Here is a 22,797-nt window from a genome sequence, read left to right as displayed (position 1 = left end):
GTGACATGAGTCGAGACGACGTGGCACCGCGAAGGCGAGAGTCCCACCTGGTTTGGTGGTTGGCTTCCCTCGTTAGCAGGCGTTCTGCGGCTGCTGCCCCAGCACGTTCAGCTCGCCTAACTAAATCTCGCGTTGAACACGAGATCGCCAGTAGACACTGACCGATCTGTTCATCTATCATAAACGTGATCAGTGTAGATTCATGCTGGCCGAAGATGATGGACGCGACATACTGCAGTTTCAAAGGAGAGAATGAAGATGGGATCGCCAGCCTGGACAACCGTGCCCGTAGATGTATCCGGTCCTGATTCAAGGATCTCGCAGCCGGATGCCGATCTAATGAAAAAAGCGCGGTCGCTATACCCTCTCGTTCGAGAACACGCGCTGGACAGCGATCGGGATCGCCGCGTGTCACAGGTTGTGATCGACAAGATGGAGGAGCTCGACCTATTCCAGGTTTGCACCCCGCGTCGGTACGGCGGATTCCAGGCGAACTTCCGGACCCTCTTCGACCTGACGGCGGAAATCGCGCGGGGAGACGGCGGGACTGCCTGGGCGTTCGGGTTGCTCAACTCCAATGCGTGGGACGTCGGCACCTACTCGCGACAGGCCCAGGATGAGATTTGGGGTGCCAACCCTCGCGCACGGATTACAACAGCGACCCGCCCGGCTGCCGGTCCTACTGCGTCGGCACGTCGGGTCGATGGGGGCTATCTAATCAGTGGCCGCTGGCCATATGCCTCGGGCTCGCTTCACGCGCAGTGGGCGGAGCTAGGGTTCGACGTCGAGATCGACGGTGAAACAGTGTGGATGATGACACTCCTGCCAATCAACGAAGTTACTGTCGAAGACACTTGGTACGTCGCCGGCATGCGCGGCTCGGGAAGCAACACGATCGTTGGCAGAGATCTCTTCGCGCCAGACTATCGAACTCAGACGTTCGTAGACCTGATGGAGGGTAACTACGCATCGGAGTTCGTCGACGAGGTTGAGTATCTCACGCCTCTCGCCCCCAACCACACCCTGATCCTCGTTGCGGCACAGATCGGCCTTGCGCAGGCAGCCCTCGACTTCGCCCTCGAAATCCTCCCCCAACGAGGTGTCACCAAAACGAAGTATCGAAAGGGAAGCGAAGCACCCTCCAACCAGATCGCAGTTGCCGAGGCTGCGAACGCGATCGACGTAGCACGCATGCTGGCTAAACGCGCGTGCTACGACATCGACGCGGCGGCAGTATTCAATGGCGGCGCCATCGATCTACCTACTCGCGCGCGAATTCGGATGGACACCGCATCTATCGCGGTGCAGTGTCGTGAGGCGATCGAGAGATTGTTGACCGCTGTGGGTTCGGCAGCATTCGCCTCAACAAGCCCGCTCCAGCAGATCTGGCGCGACGCAGGAACAGCGAGCCGTCATGCAATGGTCAACGTGGGTGTCTCAAAGGAGTGCTATGGAAGAACTCTCTTGGGCGACGAAGAATTCGTGATCGCAATCTGACATTCGCGTGTCTCTGAGAGGAAATAAGATGCAGAATACAGTTGGCGATCTACCCGGTTTTCGCCCGGGAGAGTGGGTTCTTGATCCCGATCACAGCGAAGTCGGATTCACTGTTCGGCACATGATGGTGTCGAAGGTGCGTGGCTCGTTCGGTGTGAAATCCGCTAGCCTGATAGCAACCGAAGACCCGCTTGTCTTCTCCCTCACGGCAACAGTCGACGCGGCGTCTGTCAACACGAATCTCGAAGCTCGCGACCTTCATCTTCGATCCGCGGAATTCCTCGATGTGGAAAACTTCCCAACCATCCAGTTTGAATCAAAGAGCGCAAGCCTTAGTAGCGACTGCTATATAGTCAATGGTGATCTGACCATCCGTGGCGTCACACGGTCTGTCGCCTTCAAGGTCGAATTCGGTGGATTCGGGCCTGACACGGACGGGCGGTATCGGGCTGGAGCATCCGCGGTGGCGACGATCAATCGAGAGGATTTCGGCCTCACCTGGAACGCAACTATCGAGACGGGTGGGCTGGTTGTAGGCAAGGAAGTGACCATCCTCCTTGAGCTCGAGGGATTCCTTTTGGAAGATTGATGACTACCACGGCTTAGCCTCGATCCACCGATGAACCTCGGTGGCGCGGTTCGTCGCGGGGGGCGCGCGGTGATGTGTTGAGGGCAGGGCTGAGTTCCGGGCATCGCATCCCGGTCGTCCACTGGGTTGTCGATCGTGCCGTGCGCGGCGATGGTCAGGTGGCTACCGATGGCGGTGGCGCGTGGGTGACGGCGAACAGTCGCGCGAACGCTGCTTCCCAGGGCCAGGTGCTCGGGAGGTGCAGTGTGATGCGGCGCGCGGAGCGCGCCAGCCGCGCCGGCACCGTGACGAGGGTGCGGCGGATGGTCGCGGTTGTCGCTTTCGCGAGCCGTCCGGCCCGGTCGGCGATGATCCCGGCGGCGCGGGTGAGGTTGAATGCGATCACGGCGAGCACGAGCCAGGCGCTGTTCGCGGTGAACACTCCGGACGGGAGGTGCGCGAGCGGGCCGGCTTTGAGGTCGGCGTGGACTTGCTCGATGATCGCGTGACCGCGGTGGGTCTTGTCTGCGACCACCGTGCCGATCGCGTTCTTCGCTGTGGTGGTGAAGAACGCGTGATGCCGGAAGACGTCGAACAGCGTCGGCTGCTCCACCCGCGTCGGGCCCAGGTCGGGGATGCGCCGGACCACGAGCCGGCCCTCGATGCGTTCGGCCTTCTTCCTCGACCGGAACGCGGTGAACGGGACCTCGGCGACCTCGGCTTTGGAGATCCACCGCCCGGTGGATTCGTCGCGGATCGCGTTCGGGTACTCGATCATCTCCCACGCATCCTCGGCGATGGTGGCGATCGCGGCTTTCACGGCCGGGTCCATCCGGACGGTGACCGACACGTCCGCGCCGGCGGTGATGGCGGTGCCGATGGTGGCGTGGCCGTAGAACGCGGAGTCCGCCCGCAGCAGCGGCCGCGCCCCGTTCCCGAGGCTCATCCGGCGCAGAGTCGCCAGGGCGTCGCCGACGATCCTCGCGGCACCCTTCGGAGACCCGGTCTTGCCCTGTCGGAGCCGCTGACCGAGGATCACCGGCGCCGACGATGACGTCGACGCTGTCGCGATCAGGGCGTTCAAGCCGCGCACGCCGGAGTACCCGAACCCCGCGCCCTGCTTCTGATACCCGTGCACCTCGATGATCGTGTCATCCAGATCCACCATCACCCGCTCCCCGTCTCGGAGCCGCAGAAGCGGCGTCTGACCGGCGAGGTTCTGAACGACGCGAGAGGAGACGGCGTCGAGCTGGCGGACGTGCCCGAAGGTGAACTCGCGCAGGAACGATCCCAGCGTCGACGGCGCATACGCCCGGTGAAACAGGCGGCCCATCCCGCCGTGGCGCAGCACGTTCATGTCGTCGATCGAGTCCGCCCCGGCGACCATCCCCGCCACCAGCGCCATCACCTTCGAACCGGCGTTGGAGCCCTTGTCCGTCGGCACGGTCAACCGCGCCTGCGCGAGCCGATCCACCCCCGCGTGCTGCGCGAGCCGGAGCATCGGGACCAGACCCGCGGCCGACACCAGATTCGGATCGTCGAAGACCGCGGACACCGCGGCCGGGGCGTGCTTGAATTGCATCTACGAGATGCCTCTCGGATCGGGCGAATAGGACCTTAGACAAGCTCTATTCTTCCTGATCAGAGGGGCATTTCCGTGTCACGGCACCCGCTCAGAACCCCGCCGCACCGGTGGATCGAGGCTTAACCACGTCGGGGCAGACGGACGGCTGATCGCCTTCGGCGTCGAGGGCACCGGCTCCTATGGTGTTGGGCTTGCCCGCTTCCTTCGCCGCCACGGCACCACGGTTCGTGAGGTTCACCGCCCACCGCGCCGCGGGGAGCGTCGCATGTCTGGCAAGAGCGACACTGTCGATGCCGAGCACACCGCCCGCCAAGTGCTTTCGGGCATGACGATGGCGCAGCCGAAGACCGCGGACGGCGAGATCGAAGCGCTGCGGTTGATCAAGATCGCCCGCGATACTGCGGTGAAATCGCGGACCACGGCGATGATCACGCTCAAAGCGACCCTCGTCACCGCGAGCGACGAACTCCGCGCCGAACTCGAGCACCTGACCGATTTCAAGCTCGTCGCCGCATGCGCGCAACTCCCGTCAAACACCTCGCTGACCGACCCGGAAGCAGCGATGCGGCACGTTCTCGGATCGCTGGCACGACGCTGGTTCGACCTCCACGAGGAAGTGAAGATCCACAGCCGGCACCTCAAGAAGCAGACCAGAGCTATCGCGCCACGCCTGGTCGAAGCCGTCGGGATCGGCCTCGACATCGCCGCCGAGATGCTCATCACCGCGGGCGACAACAGCACGCGCATCCACTCCGAGGCCGCGTTCGCGAAGATGTGTGGTGCGTGTCCCATCCCCGCCGGATCGGGCAAGACGAACGGTCGCCATCGCTTGAATCGTGGCGGTAACAGGCAGGCCAACGCCGCGCTTTATCGTGTCGTGATCGTGCGGATGCGATGGCACCAGCCAACGATCGATTACGTCACTCGACGCACTGCGGAGGGACTCTCGAAGCGGGAGATCATTCGATGCCTCAAGCGCTACCTCGCCCGCGAGATCTACCACCTGCTGCCGCCTCCGGACAGCGCGGCCACACGAGGAGAAATCGCGCTCACGTCTGCCGCCTGACAGACTTGCGAAATATAGGAGCATCAACGCGATGGCCGAGGCCGTCAACGGGCTTTATAAGACCGAACTGATCCGCCGCTGCGGCCCGTGGCGCACGGTCGAGCAGGTCGAACTCGCGACGCTCGAGTACGTGTGGTGGTGGAACAACCAGCGCCTCCACGGAGAGCTCGACATGCGCGCCCCTGCCGACGTTGAGGCCGACTACTACGCTGGCCTCGACACACCCTTGGGAACACCCGCCTCCCAAGCCGCCCGATGACGTCTAATGAGTTTCGTTCCGCTCTGTTGTGCGAATCTGGCCCCGTAGAGAGAGCCTTACGTCCATGCCTCGTCAGTACTCACCCCAGTTCCGTGAGCGCGTGCTCGCGCTTGTTCACGACGGCCGCGACGCAGGAGAGCTGGCCGCAGAGTTGCGGATCTCGGCAGCGACGATCTATCGATGGCGCCAGGAGCGCATCGATGCTGGCGATATCCCTGGCGTCGACAGCACGCTGACCGCGGAGCTGACTGATGCGCGCCGTCGAATCCGGGAGCTTGAAGAAGAGCTCTCCGCCACTCGTCTTGCCGCGTCAATATTGAAGGACGAGAGGATCCGCCCAAAAGGCGGTTCCCGGTCGTCGCGGCCCTGACCGGGCAGGGCATCAGCATCGCAACCGCTTGCCGCGTGCTCCGCGTCACCGACCGCGGCCACCGGGCAGGCGCGACAGACCGATGAGCCAGCGCACGATCTGCCACGAGATGCTCGCCGAGACGATCGCGAACATCCACCGCGCCTCCCGCGGCTGCTACGGCGCCCGCCGTGTGCACGCCGAACTCGGGCACGGGCGGAAATCCGCGTCGGCCGGGACCAGGTGGCGCGGGTGATGGCACGCACGGGCTTGCGCGGGCTGGCCGGCACCCGCAAACGGTATGTAAATCGCGAACATCTCGTAACGACCGAGGATCTGGTCAACCGCAACTTCACCGCGACCGCTCCTAACCAGCTGTGGTGCACGGACATCACCGAGCACCCCACCCGCGAAGGGAAGATCTACTGCTGCTGTGTCATCGACGTCTACTCGCGCAAGGTCGTCGGCTGGGCGATCGACATGCGCCAGACGGCTCTGTTGCAAAGATTGGCGGCAGTCAGAGGTAGGCTGTCGCTCTGCGCCGATCAGGCGGCTGCTGCGAAATGGTGGTTGAGCATGCCCATGGCCTCCGTCAGCGCCGAGGGCCCAATGCCAAAAGCTCTCTCCACAAGGCGCACCTCGCCCCTGATGCCGGGCTGCAGGCACCAGGGGCGAGCCTGTCCTTTGCGCAGGGCTCGCATGACTTCGAATCCCTTGATCGTGGCATAGGCCGTGGGGATCGATTTGAAACCGCGCACCGGCTTGATCAGTATCTTGAGCTTTCCGTGATCGGCCTCGATCACGTTATTGAGATACTTCACCTGCCGGTGGGCCGTCTCCCGGTCCAGCTTTCCTTCGCGCTTCAATTCGGTGATCGCTGCACCATAGCTCGGCGCTTTGTCGGTATTGAGCGTGGCAGGCTTTTCCCAGTGCTTCAGGCCTCGCAGGGCCTTGCCCAGGAACCGCTTCGCTGCCTTGGCGCTGCGGGTCGGCGACAGGTAGAAATCGATCGTGTCGCCCCGCTTGTCGACTGCCCGGTACAGGTAGGTCCACTTGCCCCGCACCTTGACGTAGGTTTCATCCAGGCGCCAGCTCGGATCAAAGCCACGCCGCCAGAACCAGCGCAGCCGCTTCTCCATCTCCGGGGCGTAGCACTGGACCCAGCGATAGATCGTCGTATGGTCGACCGAAATGCCGCGTTCCGCCAGCATTTCCTCAAGGTCGCGATAGCTGATCGGATAGCGACAATACCAGCGCACCGCCCACAGGATCACATCACCCTGGAAATGGCGCCACTTGAAATCCGTCATCGTTCCGTCCGTCCAATCTCCGCCAAGCATGCTCAAGCTTCACGATTTTTGCAACAGAGCCCGACTGCGAGCTGCGCGACGAGCACCTCGCCGGCGACCACTACATCGTGGTCGGCGAGGTGAAAGAGCTCAGCCCGGTCGACTGGCATCGTGGCGAGCCGCTCCTCTTCTTCAAGGGCGGGTACCGCAACCTGCAGCGCCGCGACTGGTGGCTCCACCGCAAGCTCGTCATCGACGAGTAGGCTGACGACGCCAAGAAGGCCTCGTGGAAGAGCGCGAACCAGAGCGGATCCGATTCACGGATGCCGCGAGCTACCGCACCGTGCGATCGGGACGAACCGATATCGACCCGCGCGAGATGCGCGACAGCATGGGCCACTACGCCTCCGGCATCACCATCATCACCGGCTACGACGACAGCGGGCCGATCGGCTTCACCTGCCAGTCGTTCTACAGCGTCTCCCTCGAGCCGCCGCTCGTCTCGTTCAGCGTCATGACCACCTCGGGCAGCTATCCACGCCTCCGCGCGACCGGCAGATTCTGCGTCAACGTGCTGGCGCACAACCAGTCCGACCTCTCGAACCAGTTCGCGCGGCGCGCCTCCGACAAGTGGGCAGGGGTCGGGTGGGGGCCCAGCGCCGCCGGCAACCCCGTGCTCGACGACACCCTGCTGTGGGTGGACTGCGAGACCGTCGCGGAGTACGAGGCGGGCGACCACTACATCGTCGTCGGCGCCGTCAACGAGATCAGTCCGCTGGGCTGGCACAGCGGTGACCCGCTCGTCTTCTTCAAGGGCAACTACCGACACCTGCGCTCTCACGAACGACCGGTGCGTGCCTGGTTCGTCGACGAAGAAGGCTACTGACCCGGCAGACGACGAGCGAGGGGTGACGGATGCCGCGGCATCCGTCACCCCTCGTCTCACGGTCTATGCGGCCGCGCGCCGGTGAGACGCGACCGCCCTGCCTCAGGGGCGCTCGTCCACCGCGGACGCGACGCTCTCCTGTGCCACCGGGTCTGAGCCGGCCGCAGCGATCGGCGAGGCCTCCGCGTCCTTCGGCAGCCGGATGAGGGCGATGGCGCCCGCACCCAGGAGGAGCAGGACGGCGAAGAACAGGTACAGCCCCGACGCAGTCCACCCGCCGTCCAGAAGGACGCCCGCCATGATCGGAGCGAGGATGGCTCCCACGCGGCCGATCGCAACGACCCACCCCACTGCGGTCGTGCGCACCGCGGCGGGGTAAGAGGCGGATGCGAGCGCGTACAGGCCCGACGCAATTGCGTTGAGCAGTGCTCCGACGATCGTGGCCACCACGAGCGCGCCGGCGGACCCCCCGAGCGTCACGCTCATGGCGACCAGGGAGAGAGCCGCACAGGCGACGGTAACGGCGGCGAGCCAGCGGAGCCGGAACTTCAGCGCGAGCAGGCCGAACAGCAGCGCGCCCGCCGCGCCGCCGAGGTTCAGCAGCGTCCCGCCCGTGATTCCCTGCTGCGCGGACTGACTGGTCTGCTCGAGAAGCCGCGGGGTCCAGCTCGTGGCGAAGTAGAACCCTGCGTTGAAGACGAAGAAGACGAATCCGAGGAGAGCGGAGCGGATCCCGTTGCGCCCCGTGAAGATCGCTCCCTTGACCGTGTCGTCCTTACGGTGCTCCACCGCGGGCAGCTCGGCGATCGGCGCGATACGCATCCATTGCAGAGTCTTGTTGACGCGGGCGAGCGCGTTCTTCGGGCGTCGCACGAGCAGGTAATCGATCGACTCGGGCATCGCAAAGAGCACGACGAGGAAGAGGACGAACGTGATGCCGGCGCCGACGGTGAAGCTCGCGCGCCAGCCGTAGGCGGCGAGGGCGCCGGCGATGAGCCCGCCGATCACGCCGCCCAGCGGGAGCCCGATCGTGTAGATCGCGAGCATCGTGGTGCGACGTCGTTGCGGCGAGAACTCCGCGACGACCACGGGCAGGCTCGCCGCGAGCCCGCCGATGCCGAGACCGGTGAGCACACGCCAGATGCCGAGTTGCACGAAGCTCGTGGAGAACGACGCGAGCAGCATCGCGATCGCCACGAGAAGGAGGCACCCCAGGGTCTGCATACGGCGCCCGATTCGGTCGGCGAGCGGTGCGAGGAACGCCGATCCGAATGCCATACCGAACAGGGCGGCGCTCAGCAAAATCCCGACCTCGGAGCCGCTGAGCGACCACTCCTGAGCGACGCCGGAGGCGCTGAACGCCATGATGAGAAGGTCGAAGCCCTCGGCCAGCACGATGGCCAGGCAGATGACGACGACCAGGACTTGATACGCGCTCATCGGAGCGCGGTCGATCGATTCCCGTACGGATGTCACGGATTCCTCCTAGGGGTGTGCAAGTCGTGCCTCGACGTCGAGACGACTCCCGTCCGCATCGTCGCGGAACAAGGATTCATCATACGGCTCTGTTGGGCTCTGTTGCAAAGATTGGCGGCAGTCAGAGGTAGGCTGTCGCTCTGCGCCGATCAGGCGGCTGCTGCGAAATGGTGGTTGAGCATGCCCATGGCCTCCGTCAGCGCCGAGGGCCCAATGCCAAAAGCTCTCTCCACAAGGCGCACCTCGCCCCTGATGCCGGGCTGCAGGCACCAGGGGCGAGCCTGTCCTTTGCGCAGGGCTCGCATGACTTCGAATCCCTTGATCGTGGCATAGGCCGTGGGGATCGATTTGAAACCGCGCACCGGCTTGATCAGTATCTTGAGCTTTCCGTGATCGGCCTCGATCACGTTATTGAGATACTTCACCTGCCGGTGGGCCGTCTCCCGGTCCAGCTTTCCTTCGCGCTTCAATTCGGTGATCGCTGCACCATAGCTCGGCGCTTTGTCGGTATTGAGCGTGGCAGGCTTTTCCCAGTGCTTCAGGCCTCGCAGGGCCTTGCCCAGGAACCGCTTCGCTGCCTTGGCGCTGCGGGTCGGCGACAGGTAGAAATCGATCGTGTCGCCCCGCTTGTCGACTGCCCGGTACAGGTAGGTCCACTTGCCCCGCACCTTGACGTAGGTTTCATCCAGGCGCCAGCTCGGATCAAAGCCACGCCGCCAGAACCAGCGCAGCCGCTTCTCCATCTCCGGGGCGTAGCACTGGACCCAGCGATAGATCGTCGTATGGTCGACCGAAATGCCGCGTTCCGCCAGCATTTCCTCAAGGTCGCGATAGCTGATCGGATAGCGACAATACCAGCGCACCGCCCACAGGATCACATCACCCTGGAAATGGCGCCACTTGAAATCCGTCATCGTTCCGTCCGTCCAATCTCCGCCAAGCATGCTCAAGCTTCACGATTTTTGCAACAGAGCCGTCGCGACTGCGAAATTTCGCGAGGGTTTCCGAGAAGGTGATTGCGCTTCGCAGATCTCCAGGCGCGTGGGTGCGGACGTAGTCAGCGCCATTGCCGATCGCGTGAAGTTCCGCCGCAAGGCTCGCTGGACCCAGATCCTTTACAGGAAGGCCAACGGTGGCGCCCAAGAAGGATTTCCGCGACACCGAGACCAATAGCGGAAGCCCCAACGCCGACTTCAGCTTTTGAAGGTTCGACAGCACGTGCAGCGATGTTTCCGGTGCGGGGCTCAAGAAAAATCCCATCCCCGGATCGAGGATGAGCCGGTCGGCAGCGACCCCGCTCCGTCGCAAGGCGGAAACCCGCGCCTCGAAGAACCGCACAATCTCGTCGAGCGCGTCTTCGGGTCGAAGGTGACCGGTGCGGGTGGCGATGCCATCCCGCTGCGCTGAGTGCATAACCACCAGCCTGCAGTCCGCCTCAGCAATATCGGGATAGAGCGCAGGGTCAGGAAATCCTTGGATATCGTTCAGGTAGCCCACGCCGCGCTTGAGCGCATAGCGCTGGGTTTCCGGTTGGAAGCTGTCGATTGAAACACGGTGCATCTGATCGGACAGGGCGTCTAAGAGCGGCGCAATACGTCTGATCTCATCGGCCGGCGATACAGGCCTCGCGTCCGGATGGCTGGCGGCCGGTCCGACATCCACGACGTCTGATCCGACTCGCAGCATTTCGATCGCCGCGGTGACAGCGCCGGCGGGGTCTAGCCGCCGGCTCTCATCGAAGAAGGAGTCCTCGGTGAGATTCAGAATGCCGAACACCGTCACCCTGCTGCGTAACATCGTTGCTGCTCCATAACATCAAACATCGACCCACGGCGTAACGCGCTTGCTGCTTGGATGCCCGAGGCATAGACTGTACAAAAAAACAGTCATAACAAGCCATGAAAACCGCCACTGCGCCGTTACCACCGCTGCGTTCGGTCAAGGTTCTGGACCAGTTGCGTGAGCGCATACGCTACTTGCATTACAGCTTACGAACCGAACAGGCTTATGTCCACTGGGCGGTCCCTGTAGGTGCGGACGTGTTCTAAGCCGGGTGCTTCGTCGACGAGGGCGGCGATCTCCGCGTGTCGCCACCTGGCGGCGGCGGCGCCGATGAGGATGCGCCAGAGCACCGCTGAGGCGTCCCCGGCTGCAGCGTCTTCGCGTAGCGCGGCCGCGCTACGCGCGGTGAGTTCGCGGCGTGGGCCGGGCAGGTAGAGCCGTCCGTGCTCGTCGAGAGGAATCGGCCGCTTGGGGTCGATCCTGCCCGTAGGCTCGGCGTCGTCGACGAGCTGGGCCAGGGCCTCGACGACGGCGCGGACCTGAGCCGCGGTGGTCGTGGGCGTGGTGAGCGCGTGCAGCTCGCCGCGGAGCACGGTCGAGCGGCCGCCGTCGCGGTGCGGCGCGCCTGGTGGGCGCACACAACCTGTATCGGGGTTGCTGAGCGGCGATGTGTCGAGCGTGGGGCACAGGTGGCGCGTGAGACGGGCCAGAGTGGCGATCGTCTCCTGGTCGACGCTCTCGGCCAGGGCGACCCACACGTGCCGACCTTGGGAGGGGCCGGACTCGCAGATCACGTGCGCGATGCCAGCATCTGTGAGGAGGCCCGCGATCACGTCGGCGTCACGCGCCGCCGCTGCAGCCGAGCCGTCCGTCTTGGCGTCGAGGTCGAAGCCGAGCAGCCGGAACCGGCGATCAGTGCCAGCCAGGTAGACCGCCCACGGGCGAGTCGGCTCGTCACCGTCGACGAGCTGGTGGCCGGTGTAGCGATTCACGACCTCGCCGTAGGCGTCGACGGCCGCCACACGCACGCTCGGTCGAGGGCTGAGGGCGCGCGTCAGCGACCACGACGCGCCAGGGGCGTCGCTATATGCATCGTGGGTCGGGCGCGCTATGATGGCACCAATCTCCTAGACCTAGGACATGACACGGCCCCGGCCTTGTCGGCCGGTTTCGGATATTCGCCTCGATCTACCGCGTCGCCAAACTCAGAAGATCAGGCACTCAGCTTCGGCCCCCGTCTCGTAAGAGGCGGGGGCTCGCTCGTTCTATGCGGCTGGAATAGGCAGCTCCTCATTCCGTTGGAAGCGGCCGCGGTCTACGAACGCGGGAACGCCGTCGCGATCAAGAGGCATAGCCAGGAGGATCACTTCAAGTGCGGCCGCCTGGGAGATGCCGAGGGCGTCGGCGGTGTCGACAACGATTTGCTTCGCGGGCTCGACAACCGGCGCGAAGATCACGGGGTTGCCGACAGCCGACCCGCGGCGCCGGCGTGCTCTCTCTGCCATGCGACTAACGCTAGAGCTAGCGTCAACGCTCGGTGGGAAGGTCCACCGCGTGTCGTGCCCGATCGCTGACGGATTGCCTCGATCGCGCAGGCGACCAAGCTCATGGACAGCACTCTTGCGGGGCATGCCGCTGGGCGCTGCTGCTTCAGAGTTCACCGATCGCGTCGCCGAGGCGCATCCACATTTCAGACACGACGTCTTGATTGACCGTGTACCAGACGGTCTGCCCCTGACGAGGCTGCGCTGGGTTGGTCTGCAATGCACCGGAGTCCACAAGCACTCTGAGCGCTTTGGCGACAGCGGGGTAGCCGACGCCGAGGGCTGCGGCGATCTCACCGCGACGAGAGGGGCCGTGCCGACGCACGTAGCCGATGATGTTCGCGCGCAACATGTTTCCGAGGGCAGCGATGGGGTCCTCCACGTAGTCGCTCTCGCTGGTGCGCAGGTAGCGGGGCATGGGTTCATCATGCCTGACGGGTGAGTAACCAAACCAGCTCCGAATATGTTTGCTATTCACATCTCAGGTGAATAGTTATAGGGTAAAGCCATGTTCAGTCATGCGCTAGTCCCCCCGGGAATCCCGGCCTGGGGGAGCGCGCGCGGTGCTGGAATCCGCGTGTCCACCGTTCGGGGGACACGCACGGGTGGAAGTGTCCACGCGTTGAAATGGGATTCCGAGAGCGTCCTAGTCCGCAGGTATTCTGCACCGGACGAAGTGAACCCGGTACAGAAAGTGCCGCAGGCACAGGACGGAGTCACCTGATGACTGAACGGTCTTCCCGCACACTGGTGTTCGGCAGCATCGTGGGTGGTGTCGTGCTCCTGATCGCGGTGATCGCGATCATCGTCTCGTCGGTGTCGCGGGGCGCTGACCCGGGCCCGTCGGGCGCGGGCAGCCCTTCTGGGGGCTCTGTTGCAAAAATCGTGAAGCTTGAGCATGCTTGGCGGAGATTGGACGGACGGAACGATGACGGATTTCAAGTGGCGCCATTTCCAGGGTGATGTGATCCTGTGGGCGGTGCGCTGGTATTGTCGCTATCCGATCAGCTATCGCGACCTTGAGGAAATGCTGGCGGAACGCGGCATTTCGGTCGACCATACGACGATCTATCGCTGGGTCCAGTGCTACGCCCCGGAGATGGAGAAGCGGCTGCGCTGGTTCTGGCGGCGTGGCTTTGATCCGAGCTGGCGCCTGGATGAAACCTACGTCAAGGTGCGGGGCAAGTGGACCTACCTGTACCGGGCAGTCGACAAGCGGGGCGACACGATCGATTTCTACCTGTCGCCGACCCGCAGCGCCAAGGCAGCGAAGCGGTTCCTGGGCAAGGCCCTGCGAGGCCTGAAGCACTGGGAAAAGCCTGCCACGCTCAATACCGACAAAGCGCCGAGCTATGGTGCAGCGATCACCGAATTGAAGCGCGAAGGAAAGCTGGACCGGGAGACGGCCCACCGGCAGGTGAAGTATCTCAATAACGTGATCGAGGCCGATCACGGAAAGCTCAAGATACTGATCAAGCCGGTGCGCGGTTTCAAATCGATCCCCACGGCCTATGCCACGATCAAGGGATTCGAAGTCATGCGAGCCCTGCGCAAAGGACAGGCTCGCCCCTGGTGCCTGCAGCCCGGCATCAGGGGCGAGGTGCGCCTTGTGGAGAGAGCTTTTGGCATTGGGCCCTCGGCGCTGACGGAGGCCATGGGCATGCTCAACCACCATTTCGCAGCAGCCGCCTGATCGGCGCAGAGCGACAGCCTACCTCTGACTGCCGCCAATCTTTGCAACAGAGCCGGTCCGCTCGCGGCTGGTGAGAACCCCAACCGACCACGGCCCGTGTTCCAAGCCCAGTTCCTCCGCGAGTTCTTCGGGTGTGTAGAACATGTCCGTCTCGTGGTGCCGGCTCCATGGCGCCAGCCCGTGCGGGTGGTGCCCGACCACCAGCAGCGTTCCTCCCGGAGCTACTGCGGCGGCAGCCTTCGACGCCGAGTCCCGCCAGGGCAGTAGGGGAGAGTGCAGGAACTGGGCTGAGACAAGGTCGAAGACAGGCTCGGGTGTCCACTCCGCGAGGTCCTGTTGCTGCCAGTTGACGCTCTCTTGAAGTCCGGCTTCCCTGGCATGCCCGGCTGCACGTTCAAGCGCGACAGCCGATACATCCATCGCGGTGACCTTCCATCCGTGCTTCGCGAGCCAGATGGCATCCGCACCCTCGCCGCAGCCGAGGTCCAGCGCAGTTCCCGGCTCCATGCCCGTGATCTCTGCGACCAGTTGGGGATTCGGGTTCCCGCTCCAAATCTTCGGGCGTTCCCGGTACATCCCGTCCCACATGTCCACGGCGTTGTCCGCATCCTCGTGGAGGTCCAGGCGGCCCTGTTGGTCGCCGCCTTGGCGAGCCCCGCCGTCGTGATGATGCGCGTGCTGGCGGGTTCCGCCGTCGTGAGTGTGTTCAGTCATGATTCAAGCGTGCCGTCCGCCGCAGACCCGACGCAACACCTGTTGCTGTTCCAGCAAACCCCGCCCAACTAACTGGCAGCAGCGGTTGTTTTGAGGGCTAAGAACAACCCCTAATGCCAGTCAGATGGGTGCATTCCACCGCTGGGCGCCCGCCCCGGATGCGCCGAGTTCGTCCGACGGGTTCTGCAACGTGCACGATTTCAGGCTCAGGCAACCACAACCGATGCATCCGTCCAGATCGTTCCTGAGGTGCTGCAGGGCGGCGATGCGCTCGTCGAGTTCCTGCCGCCAGCGCAACGAGAGCCTGGTCCAGTCGCGCTTGGTGGGTGTACGGCTGTTGGGCAGGGATTCCAATGCCTCGCGGATGTCCCTCAACGGCAGCCCCACCCGCTGGGACGTCTTGATGAACGCCACGCGGCGCAGCGTCTCGCGGGCGTAACGCCGCTGGTTGCCTGGCGTGCGTTCGGCGCTGATGAGGCCGTTGCGTTCATAGAAATGAAGGGCCGACGGCGACACTCCACTCCGCTCGGAAAGCTCGCCGATGGTCAGGGGCCTGTGTCCGGATACCTTCGACATGACTGAACCTCCACGTGCCCGGCGGGGCGTTGACCTCAACAATAGTTGAAGTTCTAGGGTAGCGTGCATGACCCCTGACACCTCAACGGCCGGTATCCTGCGCCGTCCATACCTCCTGGCCACCGTGGGCACCTGCGCGTTGGTGTTCCTGAGCGCCTTTGAGTCCCTCGCCGTCACCACCGTGATGCCGGTGGTCAGCCGGGACCTGAACGGAGCCGGCCTGTATGCACTGGCCTTCGCCGGTCCGCTGGCTACAGGCGTGATGGGCATGGTGGGTGCCGGGAACTGGTCCGACCGCAAGGGCCCGAAGGCTCCTCTCTACGCATCGGTGGCGATGTTCGTGGTGGGACTCCTGATCGCAGGAACTGCCGGCACCATGGAAATGCTGGTGCTCGGCCGTCTGGTCCAGGGCCTTGGTGGCGGGGCAGTGACTGTGGCGCTGTACGTCCTGGTCGCGCGGATCTACCCACCCGTCCTGCACCCCAAGATCTTCGCGGCCTTCGCCGCTTCCTGGGTGATTCCGTCCCTGATCGGTCCTTTCGCGGCGGGGGTGGTGGCGGAGCTGAGCAGTTGGCACTGGGTCTTCCTGGGAGTTGTTGGGCTGGTCATTCCGGCCTTGGCCATGGTGGTTCCGGCGATGCGCGGGCTGGCTTCTCCGGAACGCGGTACCGAGGCCCCATCCGGCGCGGATGCACCCACCGTCCCATGGGCTTTCGGGCGCATGGCGTGGGCTGCGCTCGCGGCCGTGGCCGTTCTTGGACTGAACCTGTCCGGCGGGGTGCCGGGCGTCGGCGCGGTGATTGCCGCCGTCGCACTTGTCACGGCGCTCGTGGCTGTCCGTCCGCTGGTCCCGCGGGGAACCCTCACAGCGCACCGGGGGTTGCCGAGCGTCATCCTGTCCCGTGGGCTGGCGTCGGCTGCCTTCTTCGGTGCCGAGGTGTACCTGCCCTACATGCTGACGGAGCGCTATGACTTCAGCCCGACCTTTGCGGGCCTGACCCTGACCGGATCAGCGCTGGCGTGGGCCGGGGCGTCCGCTGTGCAAGGACGGCTCGGGTCCCGGCTGGCTGATGCCTTGGCTGTACAGATTGGCGCCATCCTGGTGTTGGGGGCCATCGTTTTGGCGCTTGTCACGTCCGCGCTGGCGCTGCCGGCGGCCATAGCAATTGTTGGCTGGCTCTTCGCGGGCTTCGGCATGGGCCTGATGTACCCGCGGCTCAGCGTCATGACCCTGGCGCTGTCCTCGCCGGATAACCAAGGCTTCAACAGTGCCGCCATGTCCATCTCCGACTCCCTGGGCGGTGCGCTGGCCCTCGCCGCAACGGGCCTCGTCTTTGCCGCCTTCACGAACGTCGGGCCCTTTGCGGCGGTCTTTGCACTGACGGCGGTCATCGGCGTCGTCGGTGTTGTGGTGGCACCGCGCGTCGCGGCCCGGCCGGGTGGTTCCGCCGCACCCAACGCCCGCGGAGCCCGCGACGGCCAAGCCGACTTCTCGCTCACCCAGCCCAAGTAGGTCGCATTTGTGCGCGTTTTCAGGGCTCAGAACGCGCGGTGCTGCGACCCAGTTGGGGGCCCGATGCAAGGAGAAACGTCCACCGCTGCTAGAATGGGATCACTTGATGTGCGGTGACGCCCTGAAGCAGGTGGCCTGACAGGCTGCGCGGCGGGGCATTTTTCATGTGAGAGGCACATCCTGCGTCGATGAACGCGTTCCATTTGGTCCCGGCCAGCGCTCCTGCAGCGAACCGGTAGACCACCTGACTTTTCCTCGGCGAACCCCTGGCCCAACCGGCGTCGGGGGCCGATGTCCGCCACAGGACACCGCCCGAAAGACATGAAGTACATGACTACTTTTGCTGCCCTTGGCACGCCCAAGGCAATTGTCGAATCCCTCGCTGCAACCGGCATCGAAGAGGCATTCCCCATCCAGGTCAAGACCCTGCCGGACACGCTGGCCGGTCGCGACGTCCTGGGCCGCGGCCGCACCGGCTCCGGCAAGACCATCGCATTCGCCATCCCGCTCGTTGCCCGACTGGCCGAGCGCGAGGCAGGCTACTTCCGCAAGCCGGGCCGTCCCATGGGCCTGGTCCTTGCGCCGACCCGCGAGCTCGCAACCCAGATCAACGCCACCGTCGAGCCGATGGCCAAGGCCATGGGCCTGAACACCACCGTGATCTACGGCGGCATCTCCCAGGCGCGCCAGGAGAAGGCGCTGCGTGCCGGCGTCGATATTGTCATCGCCTGCCCGGGCCGCCTCGAGGACCTGATCCGCCAGCGGATCCTCACGCTTGAAGCGGTTGAGGTCACCGTCCTGGACGAGGCAGACCACATGGCCGACCTCGGATTCCTCCCCGTGGTCAAGAAGCTCATGGACATGACCCCCAAGCAGGGTCAGCGCCTCCTCTTCTCGGCGACGCTGGACAACGGTGTTGACAAGCTGGTCAACCGTTACCTGTCCAACCCGCTGACGCACTCCGTAGACGATCCCCAGGCCGCGGTCACCACCATGGAACACCACGTCCTGGTGGTCAACGACCAGACCGTCAAGAAGCAGCTCATTGTGGAACTGGCGTCCGGCGCAGGCCGCCGCGTCCTCTTCATGCGGACCAAGCACCATGCCCGCAAGCTGGCCAAGACCCTCACGGACGCCGGCATTCCCGCGGTGGACCTGCACGGAAACCTGTCGCAGAACGCCCGTGACCGGAACCTCGCCGAGTTCTCCAGCGGTGAGGTGCGCGTCCTCGTGGCCACCGACGTCGCCGCCCGCGGTGTGCACGTGGACGACGTCGAACTGGTCATCCACGTGGATCCGCCCACAGAGCACAAGGCCTACCTGCACCGTTCCGGCCGTACGGCCCGCGCGGGTTCGGACGGTACCGTCGTTACGCTGACGCTCCCCGAGCAGCAGCAGGACGTCAAGAAGCTCATGCGGGCTGCCGGCGTCGACGTCTCGTTTGAGCGCGTCACCGCCAACTCTCCGCTGGTGGCTGAGCTCGTGGGGGATGTAGCGGACAAGGTTGACCCCCGCACCCGCGCTGCACTCCTGGCAGCCAAGCTCCCGCAGCAGGGCGGCGGGACGTCCAACGGCGCCAATGCCCAGCGCAAGCGCGCACGGCGTTCCGGCCAGGCTACGCCCACTGCAGGCGGTCGCGGCGGGCGCGGCGGACGCGGCAAGGTTTCGGCCGAGCCGGTTCGCACGGACCTCAGCCGTGCGGAGCGTCGGGCAGCAATGAACGACGACGTCGCCCGCGGCTCACGCGGTCGCGGCAAGGCAGGTGCCTCGCACCGTAACGACGTTCCCGGCTCGCAGGGTCAAAGCGGCCGCAGTGGTCGCCCCGCAACCGGCCAGCGTGCATCCGGCGGACAGCGGTCGGCCTCGGCTCCGCGAACCGCTTCTGCCACCACGACGCGCAGCAGCGGAAACAAGGCCGTGTGGTCCTCGAACACCGGCGGCACCTCGGGTGGATCCTTCGGCGCGGGTAATTCCGGCCGTGGGGGTTCCGGCTCAGGTCGACCGGCGCGCAGCGGTCCCCGCCGTGCGTCTGCCCCGGCGTCTAACGAGCGCCGCGGCCGCTAAGATCCCTCACGCTGTGAGGCCCGCTCTGCGCTCTATTCCGTGGGTTTAGGGCGCAAAGCAGGCCCCGCAAGTCTGGCCCGCGAGGTTACCAGCCCTGCGAGGTTACCAGCCCCGGGCGCGCCACTCCTCCAAGTGGGGGCGCTCGGCGCCGAGCGTGGTAGGCAAGCCATGTCCGGGATGCACTACGGTGTCATCCGGGTACGCGTCGAAGAGCCGTTCCGTGACGTCATTCAACAGTGACGTGAAGCGTGCGGGATCGTTCTGGGTGTTGCCCACGCCGCCCGGAAACAGCGAGTCTCCACTGAAAATGTGGGCCGGTCCGTCCGGGTCCTGGTACACGAAAGCGATCGAGCCAGGGGTGTGTCCCCGAAGGTGGATTGCACGGACCTCGAAGTCGTCAAACTGCTCAACGTCGCCGTGGCTAAGCCGCACATCCACGGGAACAGGCAACGCGTCGGCGTCGTCCGTTCCTGCGGAAGTGGTAGCACCGTTGGCTGCCACCAGCTCCGCCAAGGCACGCACGTGGTCCCAGTGTTGGTGGGTGGTTGCGATCCTCAGCAGCTTGGTGGGCTTAGGCGTATCCGCGGCGGAGTCGGCCAGGAGTTGCTGGATGGCCGGGAAGTCGTCGGCAGCATCGATCAACAACTGCGCACCTGTTGCCTTGGACGTCAGCAGGTACACGTTGTTGTTCATCTCGCTCACGGAGATGCTGCGAATAGTGACGTCGCGGGTTGAGTGAATTAGCGAATCCATCTGCTCAGCCTACGTCGTTGGGTTTGCGGCCTTGGTGACACGGCTGCCTGTTCCCCTGGTCTTGCCCTTGGGTTTGCCCTTGGTTTAGCCCTCCCGACAGCTCCGCCATGACCTCCACGGTTTCCACAATCGGAACGCGGAGGTCATGGCGGTGCTTGCGGGGTTTCGGCTTGCGGGGCGCTACCTGTCGGCTTCAACTTCCCCGATTCGACGACTCGCTGCGTATTAGACGGTAGGACACGTCTAACGTGCAGCGGGTCGTCGAATTCGGCGAAGAGTGCTGCGGGTCGGACTACTCGGCGCTGGTGGCGGCCTTGTCAGCCGGCTGGTCTGCGGGGAGGGCCTTCAAGCCCGCAGCACAGCCCACGATTCCCGCGATGAAGAGCAGCTTCAACGGACTCGCCGGCTCGACACCCGTGACCATGGCCCAGCCAACGGTCAGTGCTGCACCGATCCCCACCCACACGGCATAGGCCGTGCCCAAGGGGATGCGCTTCACGGCGATGCCCAGGCCGAGCATGCTCAAGGTTGCGGTGACCGCGAATACCAGCGTTGGAATGAGTTCCGTGAAGCCATTGGAGAGCCCCAGGGCTGTTGCCCACACGGCTTCCAGGACGGCGGAGGCGAGGAGGACCAGCCAGGACACTCCGAGCCTTGCCTTGCGTTTGGCGGTGGTGGGGGTACCCATGGCTACGCCACCACCTTCAAGCCGACCACGCACAAACCGATGCCGGCGAGCAGCAGGAGACGGGCCGGCGTCGGGCGTTCGACTTTGGTGACCATGGCGTAAGCCGAGGTCAGCACGACGCCCACGCCAACCCACACAGCGTAGGCCGTGCCCGTGGGAATTGACTGCATGGCAATGGCCAGGCCGCCGGTACTCGCGATCACGGAGACCAGGAAAACGATGCTGGGGACAGGCTTTCGGAAGCCCTTGGAACGGTGGAGTGCGGCGGCCCAAACGGCCTCGAGCGCACCGGACAGAATAAGAATCAGCCACGACATGACATTTCCTTTGGCCAGTCTTGTCGCGCACCGGGTACTGAACCGTCGTCCGGAGGTTCCAGAGCGGAACCTTGATTGAAGGCTAGCAAGTCCCGCGGAGGGTGGCCACTTCCGGTGGCCAAGCTCACCAGTTCGACGCTGGCAGCCTGGCGGGGCTGCTCCCCGGGCCGGCTGCTCCCGGGCGGGGATCAGGCCCGGTCGATGGAAACGACCGCCACGAATCCGCGGCCCGAGATCTCGGGGCTCGCGACGTCGGAACCCACCACGGCGTCGTACCTGGCCAGTTCAACGGGTTCGCCGGGGCTGGCCGGCGGGGCGTCGGCGTCGGGGGTTTCCGCAACGCCCTGCGTCACGGTCGCCTTGCCTTCAAGAAGGATGGCGAGCTGGCCCTCGAACACCGGGTGCGGGCGCTTCTTGGAAATCTCGACGATTGACGTGTACCCCTTGAACGCCCCCGTCCGGGCTATGACGTTGAGGTCGCGGATGTCGCCGGTAGGCAAGGTTGCCGATGACGCCGCGTCCCCTGAGAACCGGAACGGGCGGTACTTCTCCAGCGGATGTTCGGCGCCGTCCACTGTCAGGAGGAGGAGTTCGCCGTCGATCAGGGTAATGACGCGTTCCATGCCGGGGAAAGCGGAAAAGTCCCCGGCTTTGGAAACGTCCGCGATGCTGACCCGCCAGTCCCACGAACCGTCCTGGGCTGAGGCCGCTTTGGGGTGGCTGGCGAGTTCGCGGGTGATCCCGCCGCCGTTGCGCCACGGCTCGGGATGGGTGTCGGCAAAGCGGATGATTTCCATCAGTCCAGCCTAGTAGTTCGGCGTTGCACTGCAGCGCTTGCTAACGTCATAAGAGTTGGTTTTGCACGCAACGTCTGGAGGCACGGCATGTTCGTCAAAGTGTGTGGTTTAAGCACGCCCGAATCCGTGCAAGAGGCCGTCGACTCCGGTGCGGACGCCGTTGGCTTCGTGCTGACCGCCAGTCCCCGCGAGGTCACGCCCGAGCAGGTCCACGTGCTGCTTCCGCTGGTTCCGGAGGGCGTGCATGCGGTCGGCGTCTTCCGCCACGAAACCGCAGCCGACGCCGTGGCCATCGCCCGTAAAGCCGGTCTCACCTGGGTTCAGCTGCACGGTCACCGGACTGCCGACGACGTCAAAACAGTGCACGACGCCGGCATGCGGCTCATCAGGGCAGCCACCATGGGTGCCTCTGTGGAAGAGTTCGGTGATCTGGGCGAGGACCTGTTCTTGATCGATGCCGCCGTTCCGGGCTCGGGCGAGGCTTGGGATTACGAGTCCGTACAGGAGAAAGGCCTCGACGACCGGAAATGGTTGCTCGCCGGAGGGCTCGAACCGGGCAACGTGGCGTTCGCCGCAACGGCTGCCGGTGCTTGGGGCGTTGATGTTTCCTCGGGCGTAGAGGCGTCCCGTGGGGTGAAGGACCTGGCGAAGATCCGCGCGTTCGTGGAAGCCGCCAAAGCCTAAAGGTTCCCCTCCCCGGCGTTCCTCTGTCACGTCCCGTGGGGTTTTTGGTGTTCCTCTGTCACGTCCCGTCGGGTTTCCGCGGATGTTTTCCCAACGCACGTCCGCTGGCTAGGCGAGCACCGCATCCAGCTTGTCGAATGACGTGCCCCAGCCGTCCTTCGTCATCTCCACCCACTCCTCCGACGCGAACGGTCCCTGCGTCAGGTGCATCCGGGTGCGGCTGCCGCCCAGGTCTTCGAACTCAAGATGCATTTCTTCATACTCGTGGTCCGAGTCCGGGGCGGCTTTAGCCTTCGCAACCAGAAGGCCCGGAGCATCCAACTCGGTGATGACGGCCTCGATGGGCGCTTCCTGCCGGCCGTTCTCATCCGTCCAGACCATGACAACCTGCCATATTCCACCAACCTTGGGCTCCACGACGATTTTTTCGCGAGGGGCATCTACGTCCACTGGGCCGAACCACTTAGTGAGTTGGTCCGGCTCCATCCAAGCCCCGAATACTTGCTCGCGAGGGGCGTCAAAGTCTCGGGTCAGGGTCAAAGTGTGCTGTGCCGTGCTCATGGGGCTCCCTTGGTAAGTAAATCGACTGATGGCCAAAGATGCTGTTGTCTGACCGAGTCTAGGCTTACGACCGGCAAAAACCGACGGCGTGCTGATGAACTGCCCCGGAAGAGTGGCAGAGGGATGGCGAAAAGGG

General features: G+C 64.6%; 25 protein-coding genes, 2 pseudogenes and 1 riboswitch. Of the genes and pseudogenes, 12 read left to right on the top strand and 15 right to left on the bottom strand.

Going from position 1 to position 22,797, the window contains the following annotated elements; genetic code table 11:
• Nucleotides 1-408: 408 nt before the first annotated feature.
• Both QN084_RS07625 and QN084_RS07620 read left to right on the top strand, forming a co-directional pair.
• Nucleotides 409-1,497, top strand: a complete 1,089-nt coding sequence (locus tag QN084_RS07625; RefSeq protein ID WP_285751475.1) for an acyl-CoA dehydrogenase family protein — start codon at nt 409-411, stop codon at nt 1,495-1,497.
• A 28-nt stretch (nt 1,498-1,525) separates the two neighbouring features.
• Nucleotides 1,526-2,086: a YceI family protein gene (locus tag QN084_RS07620; protein WP_069694882.1), complete on the top strand. Its 561-nt coding sequence runs from the start codon at nt 1,526-1,528 to the stop codon at nt 2,084-2,086.
• A gap of 154 nt (nt 2,087-2,240) precedes the next feature.
• Here the strand turns inward: QN084_RS07620 and QN084_RS07615 are convergent, their stop codons facing one another.
• On the bottom strand, nt 2,241-3,647 hold the full coding sequence (locus QN084_RS07615; protein WP_069694881.1) for an IS1380 family transposase: 1,407 nt from the start codon (nt 3,645-3,647) through the stop codon (nt 2,241-2,243).
• 55 nt (nt 3,648-3,702) lie between these two features.
• On the opposite strand from QN084_RS07615, the gene QN084_RS07610 reads away from it, so the two are divergent.
• The 4 genes and pseudogenes from QN084_RS07610 to QN084_RS24160 form a co-directional block, all read left to right on the top strand.
• Nucleotides 3,703-4,716, top strand: a complete 1,014-nt coding sequence (locus tag QN084_RS07610; protein ID WP_318255052.1) for a transposase — start codon at nt 3,703-3,705, stop codon at nt 4,714-4,716.
• 25 nt (nt 4,717-4,741) lie between these two features.
• Nucleotides 4,742-4,975 (top strand): annotated as a pseudogene (locus tag QN084_RS07605) (IS3 family transposase); the annotation flags it as partial.
• Between the two features lie 64 nt (nt 4,976-5,039).
• On the top strand, nt 5,040-5,345 hold the full coding sequence (locus QN084_RS07600) for a transposase (RefSeq protein ID WP_069694883.1): 306 nt from the start codon (nt 5,040-5,042) through the stop codon (nt 5,343-5,345).
• 234 nt (nt 5,346-5,579) lie between these two features.
• Nucleotides 5,580-5,771, top strand: a pseudogene (locus QN084_RS24160) (IS3-like element ISAar24 family transposase); the annotation flags it as partial.
• 98 nt (nt 5,772-5,869) lie between these two features.
• Here the strand turns inward: QN084_RS24160 and QN084_RS07590 are convergent.
• Complete coding sequence (locus QN084_RS07590) at nt 5,870-6,634, bottom strand: IS6-like element IS6100 family transposase (protein WP_001389365.1); 765 nt, start codon at nt 6,632-6,634, stop codon at nt 5,870-5,872.
• A 119-nt stretch (nt 6,635-6,753) separates the two neighbouring features.
• Between QN084_RS07590 and QN084_RS07585 the strand changes: the two genes are divergently transcribed.
• Complete coding sequence (locus QN084_RS07585; RefSeq protein WP_264398796.1) at nt 6,754-6,876, top strand: hypothetical protein; 123 nt, start codon at nt 6,754-6,756, stop codon at nt 6,874-6,876.
• 23 nt (nt 6,877-6,899) lie between these two features.
• The gene (locus tag QN084_RS07580; protein ID WP_264398798.1) at nt 6,900-7,499 is read left to right on the top strand and encodes a flavin reductase family protein; all 600 of its coding nucleotides are present in this window, start codon (nt 6,900-6,902) and stop codon (nt 7,497-7,499) included.
• A gap of 102 nt (nt 7,500-7,601) precedes the next feature.
• Here the strand turns inward: QN084_RS07580 and QN084_RS07575 are convergent, their stop codons facing one another.
• The 6 genes from QN084_RS07575 to QN084_RS07545 form a co-directional block, all read right to left on the bottom strand.
• Entirely contained in the window at nt 7,602-8,975 is a 1,374-nt protein-coding gene (locus QN084_RS07575; protein WP_206599974.1) for an MFS transporter, read from the bottom strand.
• Nucleotides 8,976-9,124: 149 nt separating this feature from the next.
• Nucleotides 9,125-9,889, bottom strand: coding sequence for an IS6-like element IS6100 family transposase (locus QN084_RS07570; protein WP_001389365.1), 765 nt, complete (start codon nt 9,887-9,889; stop codon nt 9,125-9,127).
• Nucleotides 9,855-10,772, bottom strand: coding sequence for a sulfonamide-resistant dihydropteroate synthase Sul1 (gene sul1 / locus QN084_RS07565; RefSeq protein WP_264450154.1), 918 nt, complete (start codon nt 10,770-10,772; stop codon nt 9,855-9,857). The genes QN084_RS07570 and sul1 overlap by 35 nt, the downstream gene beginning before the upstream one ends.
• A gap of 191 nt (nt 10,773-10,963) precedes the next feature.
• Nucleotides 10,964-11,779: a hypothetical protein gene (locus tag QN084_RS07555; RefSeq protein ID WP_193786414.1), complete on the bottom strand. Its 816-nt coding sequence runs from the start codon at nt 11,777-11,779 to the stop codon at nt 10,964-10,966.
• Between the two features lie 243 nt (nt 11,780-12,022).
• Nucleotides 12,023-12,262 (bottom strand): hypothetical protein, encoded by a 240-nt coding sequence (locus QN084_RS07550; protein ID WP_139128027.1) that lies wholly within the window; start codon nt 12,260-12,262, stop codon nt 12,023-12,025.
• A gap of 145 nt (nt 12,263-12,407) precedes the next feature.
• Nucleotides 12,408-12,779, bottom strand: a complete 372-nt coding sequence (locus tag QN084_RS07545; protein WP_173024409.1) for an ArsR/SmtB family transcription factor — start codon at nt 12,777-12,779, stop codon at nt 12,408-12,410.
• Nucleotides 12,780-13,229: 450 nt separating this feature from the next.
• Between QN084_RS07545 and QN084_RS07540 the strand changes: the two genes are divergently transcribed.
• The gene (locus QN084_RS07540; RefSeq protein ID WP_001389365.1) at nt 13,230-13,994 is read left to right on the top strand and encodes an IS6-like element IS6100 family transposase; all 765 of its coding nucleotides are present in this window, start codon (nt 13,230-13,232) and stop codon (nt 13,992-13,994) included.
• Nucleotides 13,995-14,012: 18 nt separating this feature from the next.
• Here QN084_RS07540 and QN084_RS07535 read toward each other — a convergent pair whose 3' ends face one another.
• Nucleotides 14,013-14,708 (bottom strand): SAM-dependent methyltransferase, encoded by a 696-nt coding sequence (locus QN084_RS07535; RefSeq protein ID WP_285751460.1) that lies wholly within the window; start codon nt 14,706-14,708, stop codon nt 14,013-14,015.
• 120 nt (nt 14,709-14,828) lie between these two features.
• Complete coding sequence (gene soxR / locus QN084_RS07530; protein ID WP_083261840.1) at nt 14,829-15,353, bottom strand: redox-sensitive transcriptional activator SoxR; 525 nt, start codon at nt 15,351-15,353, stop codon at nt 14,829-14,831.
• On the opposite strand from soxR, the gene QN084_RS07525 reads away from it, so the two are divergent.
• Both QN084_RS07525 and QN084_RS07520 read left to right on the top strand, forming a co-directional pair.
• Nucleotides 15,352-16,797: an MFS transporter gene (locus QN084_RS07525; RefSeq protein WP_139126922.1), complete on the top strand. Its 1,446-nt coding sequence runs from the start codon at nt 15,352-15,354 to the stop codon at nt 16,795-16,797. The genes soxR and QN084_RS07525 overlap by 2 nt on opposite strands.
• Before the next feature lie 330 nt (nt 16,798-17,127).
• Nucleotides 17,128-18,861, top strand: a complete 1,734-nt coding sequence (locus QN084_RS07520) for a DEAD/DEAH box helicase (protein ID WP_170828533.1) — start codon at nt 17,128-17,130, stop codon at nt 18,859-18,861.
• Nucleotides 18,862-18,963: 102 nt separating this feature from the next.
• On the opposite strand, the gene QN084_RS07515 is transcribed toward QN084_RS07520, so the two are convergent.
• From QN084_RS07515 to QN084_RS07500, 4 genes are all read right to left on the bottom strand, one after another.
• The gene (locus QN084_RS07515; protein WP_021472819.1) at nt 18,964-19,614 is read right to left on the bottom strand and encodes an MBL fold metallo-hydrolase; all 651 of its coding nucleotides are present in this window, start codon (nt 19,612-19,614) and stop codon (nt 18,964-18,966) included.
• 292 nt (nt 19,615-19,906) lie between these two features.
• Entirely contained in the window at nt 19,907-20,302 is a 396-nt protein-coding gene (locus QN084_RS07510; protein WP_069696760.1) for a DMT family transporter, read from the bottom strand.
• A gap of 2 nt (nt 20,303-20,304) precedes the next feature.
• Complete coding sequence (locus QN084_RS07505) at nt 20,305-20,619, bottom strand: DMT family transporter (RefSeq protein WP_021472817.1); 315 nt, start codon at nt 20,617-20,619, stop codon at nt 20,305-20,307.
• Nucleotides 20,620-20,628: 9 nt separating this feature from the next.
• A riboswitch (guanidine-III (ykkC-III) riboswitch) is annotated at nt 20,629-20,694 on the bottom strand.
• A gap of 113 nt (nt 20,695-20,807) precedes the next feature.
• Nucleotides 20,808-21,416: a HutD/Ves family protein gene (locus QN084_RS07500; protein ID WP_021472816.1), complete on the bottom strand. Its 609-nt coding sequence runs from the start codon at nt 21,414-21,416 to the stop codon at nt 20,808-20,810.
• An 87-nt stretch (nt 21,417-21,503) separates the two neighbouring features.
• On the opposite strand from QN084_RS07500, the gene QN084_RS07495 reads away from it, so the two are divergent.
• Entirely contained in the window at nt 21,504-22,100 is a 597-nt protein-coding gene (locus QN084_RS07495) for a phosphoribosylanthranilate isomerase (protein WP_021472815.1), read from the top strand.
• A gap of 108 nt (nt 22,101-22,208) precedes the next feature.
• Here QN084_RS07495 and QN084_RS07490 read toward each other — a convergent pair whose 3' ends face one another.
• Nucleotides 22,209-22,661 (bottom strand): SRPBCC family protein, encoded by a 453-nt coding sequence (locus QN084_RS07490; protein WP_069696759.1) that lies wholly within the window; start codon nt 22,659-22,661, stop codon nt 22,209-22,211.
• Nucleotides 22,662-22,797: the final 136 nt, after the last annotated feature.

It is taken from the genome of Paenarthrobacter sp. R1 (assembly GCF_030264015.1).
Lineage (GTDB): Bacteria > Actinomycetota > Actinomycetes > Actinomycetales > Micrococcaceae > Arthrobacter > Arthrobacter ureafaciens.
The sequence above is the reverse complement of the archived record's forward strand: the minus strand, read 5'-3'. Positions and strand labels throughout refer to the sequence as shown.